A 9,113-nucleotide genomic window follows, 5' to 3' on the forward strand; every position below is an offset into this window, starting at 1 on the left:
ATAAAAGACTCCTTTATGAGAAATAATCCACTTATGATAATATACTTGCTACCTAAAAACTTCAAGGGGATTGCCCTCAATTAATCGCTTCGTTATCATCATTTACAGTAATAAAAAGGAGCTTTTATGGGAAAAACTATAATTCTTGCTGAAAAACCGTCGGTTGCCAAAGAATTGGCCAAAGCTTTATCAGTTTTTAAAAGATTTGATGGGTACTATGAACAGGATAACTACGTTGTAACTTGGGCTTTAGGACATCTCACTGAGTTGGCAGAACCAGCTTATTACAATCCAAAATATAAAAGATGGTCAATTAATGATCTACCAATAATTCCCACCACCTTAAAAAGTGTTATTTTAGATTCAACAAAAAATCAATTTAAAGTAGTTGCCTCACTATTTAAAAGAGAAGATATAGATCAACTAATTATAGCTACCGATGCAGGTAGAGAGGGGGAGTTAGTTGCCCGCTCTATTATGGAGTTAGCTAATTGGAACAAAGAAACTAAAAGGTTGTGGATCAGTAGCCAAACTAAAGAGGCTATCTTAGATGGATTTAACAATTTAAAAGAGAGCTCTTTATACGATAACTTATACGAAGCTGCCAAAGCACGTTCACATGCCGATTGGTATGTTGGTTTAAATGTCTCTCGAGCTTTAACTACTAAACACAACGTAAGTTTATCAGCTGGGAGAGTGCAAACACCCACCTTAGCTATTTTAGTTGAAAGAGAGAAAGAGTTAGAAAAATTTGAGGGCTCTTTTTATTGGACAGTTAAAGCCATCTTTGAACCTTTTAGTGCCAATTTAAGTGCAGATAAAAAAACACTTCATATAACTAAAGAACAAGAGAAAGATAATTATCTAAAAGAGTTAGAGAACAAAGAGGCAACAGTAACACAAGTATTAAATGAAGAAAAAGTTGAAAATCCCCCATTGGCATACGATTTAACTGAATTACAACGCGATGCCAACCTCTATTTAAACTTCAGTGCAAAAGAGACTCTCGATGTTTTGCAACGCCTTTATGAAAATCATAAATTAGTTACCTACCCAAGAACAGATAGTCGTTACATAACGCTCGACATTGTCCCAACACTCCCTCAAAGATTAAAAGCTTTAGAATTCACCCCCTTTGGACAAGTAGCCAACATCTTTGTTGAACACGGTTATCGTAAAGATATGGATCGCTTTGTTAAAGAGAGTAAAGTAACTGATCACCACGCAATTATCCCAACAGAACAAAGAGTTGATTTAACTAAGTTAAATAAAAAAGAGGTTGATTTATGGACACTAATTGCTAAGAGGTTTATGGAAGTTTTAAGTGAGAACTACCTATATACCAACACCGATGTAACTTTACAAGTTGATAAACACACCTTTACAACTACATTAAAAAAAGAGCAACAAAAAGGGTGGCGCGACATTAGTGTTCTTAGTGATGTGGTAACTGAAATTGGGCGCACCTTACCTTATAAAGGAGAAATCCCCACCGTTGGTGATAAATTTAAAATAGAGAAATTAGTTAGCAGAAGAAATGCAACAGAAGCGCCTCAACGCTACAGTGAAGCAACTTTGTTATCAGCTATGGAGAATGCAGGGCGCTTTGTTGATGAAAAAGAGTTAAAAAGAAATCTTTCAGGGGGGTTAGGGACAGTAGCTACCCGTGCTGAAATAATTGAAAAACTAATTAACAGCTATTATGTTCAAAGAGAGGGAAGATACTTAGTTCCAACTGCTAAAGGAATCGAGTTAATTAGATTAGCACCTGAGGAACTTACCAGTCCCACCTTAACTGCAAAATGGGAAGGGCGCTTAGCTGATATAAGCGATGGGGTAGAGCAAAGCTCTTTATTTATCGACGATATTAAAAAAGAGACTACAAAATTAGTTAACAACGTTAAAAATGATAAATCTAGATTTGAGATGAGTGGGGAGGGAGTTATTAAGTGCCCCCATTGTGATTTTGCAATGTTGAGTTTTAAAGATGAGTTAGATCAGATTCACCACAAGTGCCAACGCCTAGGGTGTGGTTATGAGCAGATGTTGGTGAAAAAAATAAAACCTGCTAAACAAGCTGTGGTAAAAACTCAAAAGTTAGCCTCTGGTAAAAAGGTTATGGTGGTTAAAAAAGGAAAAAGTGTTGCCTCTTATGAGACAACACTCAAAGTAGTAACCCCTTCTCGTTATAAAAAGAGAGTAGAGCATACCTCTTATAAAAACCAGGAAGATTCAAATACCACAACCTTTGCCGATTTAATTAAAGCTAGCGAACAAAGGCGTAAAAAGCGCTCTTAAATTAGAGCTAACATATCGCTCATGTTGTAGATGCCGGGGGCAACTGTTGTAATGTACTTTGCAGCAGCTATTGCCCCTGTTGCAAATACATTGCGTGAAAAAGCGCGGTGGCTAAAGCTAATCACCTCATCTTCACCCGCAAAGAGAACTTCGTGTTCTCCAACTATTGTTCCACCACGAACTGCATGAATTCCCAATTCCCCTTTTTCTCTTTTAGTTTTTAGACCGTGACGTCCAAAGGTGTAACTTAGTGAATTATCTAGTGCCTCATTAACTGAATCTGCCAACATCAAAGCAGTGCCACTAGGAGAGTCTTGTTTTTGGTTGTGGTGCTTTTCAACAATCTCAACATCAAAGCTATCTGCTAACACTTTTGCAGCTGTTGCAACAACCTTTTGTAATAGGTTAATCCCTAACGACATGTTGCCACTCCGAAAGATTGCAATTTTTGAAGAGGCCTCTTCTAATAAAGAGAGCTCTTTCTCTTCTAAACCTGTTGTAGCAACTACTAAAGCTAAACCCTTTTCCACTGCTGATGGAACATAAGAGTGTAGTGATTGAGGAGTTGAAAAGTCGATAATTACATCAGCAATAACATCACACTCACTTAAAGAACTAAAAACTGGAAACGAAGCATCTCCTTGATTTAGATCAATTCCAGCAACAACTTCAACATTTTGTTGAGAGGCAATTAGAGTTGCTAAAGTTTTACCCATTCTCCCATTACACCCATTTAATATAACTCGAGTCATTTTAACTCTCCTTTTTAACCATTTTCTAAATGTTAGTATAAAAACAAAAAATGTTCAATAAAAACATTTTTGTTATTCTATAGACATTATGTTTATTATTTACTATACTCTATTTCATTCATCAGGAGGGTGAGCCATGAAAAAATTTAGAGGCGTTTATACAGCACTAGTAACCCCATTTACCGAGTATGGGTTATTTGATGAGAAAGCTTTTGCTAAGATAGTCAATTTCCAAATAGATTCAGGAATTGATGGGTTGGTCCCTTGTGGAACAACTGGTGAAAGTCCAACTTTAAGTCACTCAGAACACGATCGAGTGATTGCTAGCACAGTTGAATTGGCCAACAAGAGAGTTCCAGTAATTGCAGGAACAGGTTCAAATGCAACAAGCGAAGCAGTAAGATTGTCTAAACATGCAGAATCAGCTGGGGTAGATGCACTTTTGTTAGTTAACCCCTATTACAATAAACCAACTCAAAAGGGTCTTTATCTTCACTACAGAATGATTGCCGACTCAGTTGGAATTCCTTGTATCTTGTACAACATTGCTGGACGCACTGCAGTTAACTTAGAGACAGAGACCTTAGTACGTTTAGCCAACGACTGTCCAAATATTGTGGCAGTTAAAGAGGCTAGTGGAAATATTAAGCAAATGAGCGATGTTATCAACCAAACTGAAGATAACTTTGCCACCCTTAGTGGTGATGATAATATGGTCTTAGATCTAATTGAAGCAGGTGGAGATGGTGTTATCTCAGTTGCAGCTAACCTAATTCCAAAACAGATGTTGGAGATGGTGCATGCAGCTTTAGGTGGGAATATGAGTTTAGCCCGTCAGTGGGAGAAAAACTTACACCCATTCTTTGAAGCATGTTTTTATGAAACAAACCCAATTCCAATTAAAACTGCAATGGCAGAGTACGGCTGGTGTGAAGAGCAATTTAGGCTTCCCATGTGCTCATTTGAAGATGAGACACATCGCACCAACTTGTCAAAAGTTTTAGCAACATTAGATATTACTAGAGGAGATCAATAAAACTAAAATGGCTACTATTAATAAGAATTATCGCAAATTAGCTTCTGGCTATCTCTTTCCTGAGATAGCTAGACGCACAAAAGCATACCAACAAGCAAATCCTACTAAAAAGCTCCACCGCTTAGGAATTGGAAATACAACTGAAGCTTTAAGTAGTGAAATTGTTAAAGCTCTACATGAAAAAATAGATAAACTTGCTAACAATGAGACTTACAGCGGTTATGGAGATGAGCAAGGTGATTTAGCTTTAAGAGAAGCTCTAGTTGGCTATTACAAAAAAATGGACATCGATATAAAAGAAGATGAGGTGTTTGTTAGTGATGGGGCTAAACCCGATTCAGCAAACATCCAAAGTATCTTCTCACCAGAGAGTATCGTTGCCATTCAAGATCCAGCTTATCCTGTCTATGTTGATTCCAATGTAGTTAGTGGAAGAAGTAGTGGCTTTGATGAAGCTAACGGTGTTTATAAAGATTTTGTTTATCTTAAAGGGAATATAGAAAATAAGTTTTTCCCACCTCCACCAAAGAAGAAGGTAGACTTAATTTATCTGTGTAGCCCTAACAACCCGACAGGGGCTGTTGCCACTAAAGAGCAACTAGAAGAGTATGTCTCTTATGCTAAAAAACATAAAAGTGTAATTATTTTTGATGCAGCTTACAATGAGTTCATCAGCGATCCCACTCTTCCTAAATCTATTTACCAAATAGAGGGGGCAAAAGAGTGTGCTGTTGAGATTAACAGCTTCTCTAAATTCTCAGGTTTTACTGGAGTTAGGTTGGGATGGTCAATTGTTCCCAAAGAGTTAAGTGTTGAAGATAGTGAGGAAGGTGAGATTAACCGCCTTTGGTTTAGAAGACAAGTAACATTTTTTAATGGGGCAAGTAACATATCTCAAGCAGGGGGCTTAGCAGTACTCTCTGATGAAGGATTAGCTCAATCTAAAGAGTTGGTTTCTTACTACATGGAAAATGCTCAAATCATCAAAGAGACTTTACAAGAACTCTCTTTAGATGTGTATGGGGGTACAAACGCCCCTTATCTGTGGGTAAAAGCTCCAAACAATCTAAAATCGTGGGAGTTTTTTGATCAACTGTTAAATCAGTGTCAGGTAGTTGTAACTCCAGGTAGTGGCTTTGGCTCTAGTGGGGAGCACTTTGTCCGCTTCAGTGCTTTTGGTCACAGACAAGATATTTTAGATGCGGTAAAATCGATTAAAGAGAACTTAAAAATTTAGGAGTAGTGCATTGGCTGATAAAAACTTACCAATAGAAACAAATTCTTTAATAGAGCTGGCAAACAAATTAGAGACCCCATTTCACCTTTACGATGAAAAAGGGATTAGAGAGAACATCAGAGTTTTTAAAGAGGCCTTTAGTTGGGTAAAAGATTTTAAAAACTACTTTGCTGTAAAGGCTCTTCCCAACCCAGCAATTATAAAGATTATGAAAGAGGAAGGCTTTGGAGCCGATTGTTCTTCACTACCTGAATTAATAATGACAGAGAAAGTTGGCTTAAAGGGGGAAAATGTTATGTTTACCAGTAACGATACCCCCGATGAGGAGTTCATAGCTGCAGCTAAGATGGGTGCTGTTATTAACTTAGATGATATAACGCACATTGAAGCACTGGATCGCAGTGCTGGTATACCCAATTTAATCTCTTTTAGATACAACCCAGGACCCGATCGAACAGGGAATGTAATTATTGGTAATCCTGTTGAGGCAAAATATGGTTTAACTACTGAACAACTTGTTCCTGCCTACATTAAAGCAAAAGAGCTTGGGGCAACTAGATTTGCCTTACACACAATGGTAGCGTCCAATGAACTAGATCGCTCTTACATTGTTGAAACAGCAAGGATGTTGTTTGAACAAGCTATAAGAATTTACAAAGAGGCTAAAATTAAAATTGAGTTTGTCAATTTGGGGGGAGGAATTGGTATTCCTTATAAACCTGAAGAGAAGGCTATTGATTTAAAACTTCTTGGGGAAGAGATTAAAGAGTTGTATGAGAAGATGATTATAGGAAACAACTTAGATCCTCTAAACATCGTCTTTGAGTGTGGTAGGATGATTAGTGGCCCTTACGGGTATCTAGTTTCCAAAGTGCTCCATGTAACAAAAAAGTATAAAAACTTTGTTGGTCTAGATGCCTCAATGGCAAATCTGATGAGACCAGCTTTGTACGGCTCTTATCATCACATAACTGTTTTAGGTAAAGAGAATGAAAATAAAGATCACCTTTATGATGTAACAGGATCTCTATGTGAAAATAACGATAAGTTTGCTATCGATCGTAAACTACCTAAAGTAGAGGCCGATGATATCTTTGTCATCCACGACACAGGAGCTCATGGACACGCTATGGGCTTTAACTACAATGGAAAACTTAGAAGTGCTGAGTACCTTCTTAAAGAGGATGGTAGTGTTGAGATGATAAGAAGAGCAGAGACTATTGAAGATTACTTTGCCACTTTAAACTTTTAGGAAAGACAATTATGGCCCACAAATTTGATGTAAGAGTTTACTACAGCGATACCGATGCAGGTCAAATTGTTTATCATGGTCGCTATTTAGATTTTGCCGAGCATGCTCGCACTGAGTTGTTTCGCTCCCTTGCTCAAGGCAACACCTCCTTAATGGAGATGATTGATAATGGGGTAGGTTTTGTCGTTAAATCTATCAACGTAGTTTACCACCAGGTGGCAGTACTCGATGATCTACTAACAGTGATCTCCACCATTAAAAACTCTAAAAGATTCTCTTTAACTTTCTTACAAGAAGTAGTTAGAGACGACGAGGCAATAGCAACCTTAGAAGTTAAGGTTGCTGCCATTAATTTAAATACACGCCGCCCAATGCCTTTTGAAAATTGGTTTATTGAAGCAGTAGATAATCTTTAATCAATAAAACCAATCTCATAAGGAACTTCAACTAAGAAAGTAGCAGATCCAATAGAACCAACATCTTCTAATTTCACCACCACATCGTAGCGTCTAGTTCCCCCAATTAAAGATTCAATTGTGTAACTAAGGTCATTTTCACCTTCGATTAACTGTCCATCACAATACCAAAGACAACTCAAATGCTCTTCATTTAAATTACTAGAATCTAAAACAAAAGTTAGTTTTGCACTATCTCCAATTTCCAACTGCTGATTATCAATTCCAATTGCTCCTTCAATTATAGATCCAGTGTTATCAATAATTGAAAAGTGATTCTCATTTGCCAACAATCCTATTATTAAAGTTTTATCAACACTACTAACTCTTTCATTTAACACTCTAACAGCTTCAATAAAACCTGAAATCACATCACCATCACAAATTAGATTAACTTCTAGTAGATAAAAGCCAGCAGGTACTTCTTCAAAAGTGAAAGATTTATCCCCTGAATTATCTATCTCACTCTTAAAAAGAGTCCCATCTAGCTCTTTAAGGGTGTAACTAAGTTTTTGATCTCCGTAACTTTGTTCACTATTCCAATCAACGCTTATTGAAATATCACCTGATCCAACTAAGTTATCTAACTCAATTGCTATGGTGTTAGTTTGTTTGGTTATTACAACTTCAACCTCTCCACTAGCTAGGGCAACATCAGCAGAATCGTACGCAGTTACATCAAAACTCCACTTCCCAATTGGTAAAGCTTTTAAGATAAAAGAGTTTTCATCAATCTCTTTTACGATGGTAGTAGAGTTGGGTCCAGTTCCTTTAAGCAAGTAACTAGTAACACTATAATCTACATCAATTGACCTGTTTACAGTGGTGAATTGAACGGTTACATCTTTAGTTGTTTGTTTAAGATCATTATCACAACTGACAAAAACTAAGATAGCTAAAACTAAAACAAGTAAAATACTCTTTTTATGTGCCATTTTTTTCCCCCTTAAGAGTACTTATAAAATGGCAATCTTGTTCTATTTACTTCAAATTTATTTTAATATTTTACAATAATACTCATATAAGGTATGATATAAGTAAAATTGTATTGAGGTGAAAATTATAGATTACTTTAAAAGAATAGAAAAGATTATTAAAAAGCAGAAAGGGACATTGTTAAGTTCTGATTTAGATAAAAATGGAATTCCAAGAACTTATCTATCAATGATGGTATCAGAAGGTAAACTTGAAAGGGTAGAAAGGGGTGTTTATGTTTTGCCTGACTCATTAGAAGATGAGATGTTTATTTTACAAAAAAAGTATCCTAAATTAATTTATTCCCACGAAACAGCCCTATTTTTGCACCAATTATCAGATCGAACTCCTTTTGAGTATAGCGTAACAGTTTCTAGTGGATACAAGGTTGTTGAAGCAATATCCAATAAATCCAAGGTTTATTATGTGAAGGAAGGTTTACATATGATGGGAGTTGTAGAGGTATCTTCATCAATGGGAAATCCAATAAATATTTATGGAGTTGAGAGAACTATTTGTGATTTGATAAGAAGTAGAAACAGAATTGATATCCAAATATTTTCTGATGCACTTAAAAGAGTTTCTTCTAAAAAGGGAGTAGACTTTTATTTGATGACAGAATACGCAAGATTATTTAGAGTTGAAAAGATATTGAACACCTATTTGGAGGTACTTCTTGCATGAATAAAATTCTAAGAACTTATTCAAATCCCTTTAACAATGTGTTCTATGAATATCTTTAGTCCTATTAAGATAAGGAGGATTCCACCAGCTATTTCAACTCTTCCTTCTAAAAATGAACTGCTTTTCTTACCTAGATAAATACCACTTCCTGAGATGATGAATGTTATGATTCCTATAACAACAGCTGATGGGATAATAGGGATACAAAGTGCTTTGAAGGTGAACCCAACAGCTAAAGCATCAATGCTAGTGGCAACTCCTAATAACAAAAGAGCTTTGTTAGTTATTTGACCCCTTTTATTAGTTGGGCAACTTAATTCGTTAACCTGAGAACTCTCTTGGCCTTTAGAGCCAACTCTAATCATATTTATTCCAATAGCAGAGAGAAGTATTAAAGCTATCCAATGATCTAACCTACAAATAA

At 36.3% G+C, this 9,113-nt stretch carries 9 protein-coding genes; 6 read left to right on the forward strand and 3 right to left on the reverse strand.

Features of this window, described 5'->3' with window-relative positions; all coding sequences use genetic code 11:
• Positions 1-126 precede the first annotated feature (126 nt).
• On the forward strand, positions 127-2,298 hold the full coding sequence (locus tag M0R38_12275) for a DNA topoisomerase 3 (GenBank protein ID MCK9482509.1): 2,172 nt from the start codon (positions 127-129) through the stop codon (positions 2,296-2,298).
• On the opposite strand, the gene dapB is transcribed toward M0R38_12275, so the two are convergent.
• Positions 2,295-3,050, reverse strand: a complete 756-nt coding sequence (dapB, locus tag M0R38_12280) for a 4-hydroxy-tetrahydrodipicolinate reductase (GenBank protein ID MCK9482510.1) — start codon at positions 3,048-3,050, stop codon at positions 2,295-2,297. The two genes, M0R38_12275 and dapB, sit on opposite strands and share 4 nt — an antisense overlap.
• A gap of 136 nt (positions 3,051-3,186) precedes the next feature.
• Here dapB and dapA point away from each other — a divergent pair, with 136 nt between their 5' ends.
• From dapA to M0R38_12300, 4 genes are read left to right on the forward strand one after another with little or no spacing between them, the layout of a single operon-like run.
• A complete protein-coding gene (dapA, locus tag M0R38_12285) occupies positions 3,187-4,086 on the forward strand; it encodes a 4-hydroxy-tetrahydrodipicolinate synthase (GenBank protein MCK9482511.1) in 900 nt (299 codons plus the stop codon).
• Between the two features lie 7 nt (positions 4,087-4,093).
• A complete protein-coding gene (locus M0R38_12290; GenBank protein ID MCK9482512.1) occupies positions 4,094-5,323 on the forward strand; it encodes an LL-diaminopimelate aminotransferase in 1,230 nt (409 codons plus the stop codon).
• Positions 5,324-5,333: 10 nt separating this feature from the next.
• Positions 5,334-6,575, forward strand: coding sequence for a diaminopimelate decarboxylase (locus tag M0R38_12295; protein ID MCK9482513.1), 1,242 nt, complete (start codon positions 5,334-5,336; stop codon positions 6,573-6,575).
• 11 nt (positions 6,576-6,586) lie between these two features.
• Positions 6,587-6,991, forward strand: a complete 405-nt coding sequence (locus tag M0R38_12300; protein MCK9482514.1) for a YbgC/FadM family acyl-CoA thioesterase — start codon at positions 6,587-6,589, stop codon at positions 6,989-6,991.
• Here M0R38_12300 and M0R38_12305 read toward each other — a convergent pair.
• A complete protein-coding gene (locus tag M0R38_12305; GenBank protein MCK9482515.1) occupies positions 6,988-7,965 on the reverse strand; it encodes a hypothetical protein in 978 nt (325 codons plus the stop codon). The two genes, M0R38_12300 and M0R38_12305, sit on opposite strands and share 4 nt — an antisense overlap.
• Before the next feature lie 118 nt (positions 7,966-8,083).
• On the opposite strand from M0R38_12305, the gene M0R38_12310 reads away from it, so the two are divergent.
• Positions 8,084-8,689 carry a type IV toxin-antitoxin system AbiEi family antitoxin domain-containing protein gene (locus tag M0R38_12310; GenBank protein ID MCK9482516.1) on the forward strand — a complete coding sequence of 202 codons (606 nt, stop codon included), beginning with the start codon at positions 8,084-8,086 and terminating at the stop codon, positions 8,687-8,689.
• 20 nt (positions 8,690-8,709) lie between these two features.
• On the opposite strand, the gene M0R38_12315 is transcribed toward M0R38_12310, so the two are convergent.
• Positions 8,710-9,113: manganese efflux pump MntP family protein (locus M0R38_12315; protein MCK9482517.1), on the reverse strand; the 404-nt coding region annotated here is incomplete at its 5' end.

The sequence above is a fragment of the Bacteroidia bacterium genome, assembly GCA_023228875.1.
In the GTDB taxonomy this organism is placed as follows: Bacteria; Bacteroidota; Bacteroidia; order NS11-12g; family UBA955; genus JALOAG01.

Coding starts and splice junctions, on each gene's coding strand:
- M0R38_12300 (MCK9482514.1), top strand. CDS start 6,587: ATGGCCCACAAATTTGATGTAAGAGTTTACTACAGCGATACCGATGCA.
- dapB (MCK9482510.1), bottom strand. CDS start 3,050: ATGACTCGAGTTATATTAAATGGGTGTAATGGGAGAATGGGTAAAACT.
- M0R38_12290 (MCK9482512.1), top strand. CDS start 4,094: ATGGCTACTATTAATAAGAATTATCGCAAATTAGCTTCTGGCTATCTC.
- dapA (MCK9482511.1), top strand. CDS start 3,187: ATGAAAAAATTTAGAGGCGTTTATACAGCACTAGTAACCCCATTTACC.
- M0R38_12275 (MCK9482509.1), top strand. CDS start 127: ATGGGAAAAACTATAATTCTTGCTGAAAAACCGTCGGTTGCCAAAGAA.
- M0R38_12305 (MCK9482515.1), bottom strand. CDS start 7,965: ATGGCACATAAAAAGAGTATTTTACTTGTTTTAGTTTTAGCTATCTTA.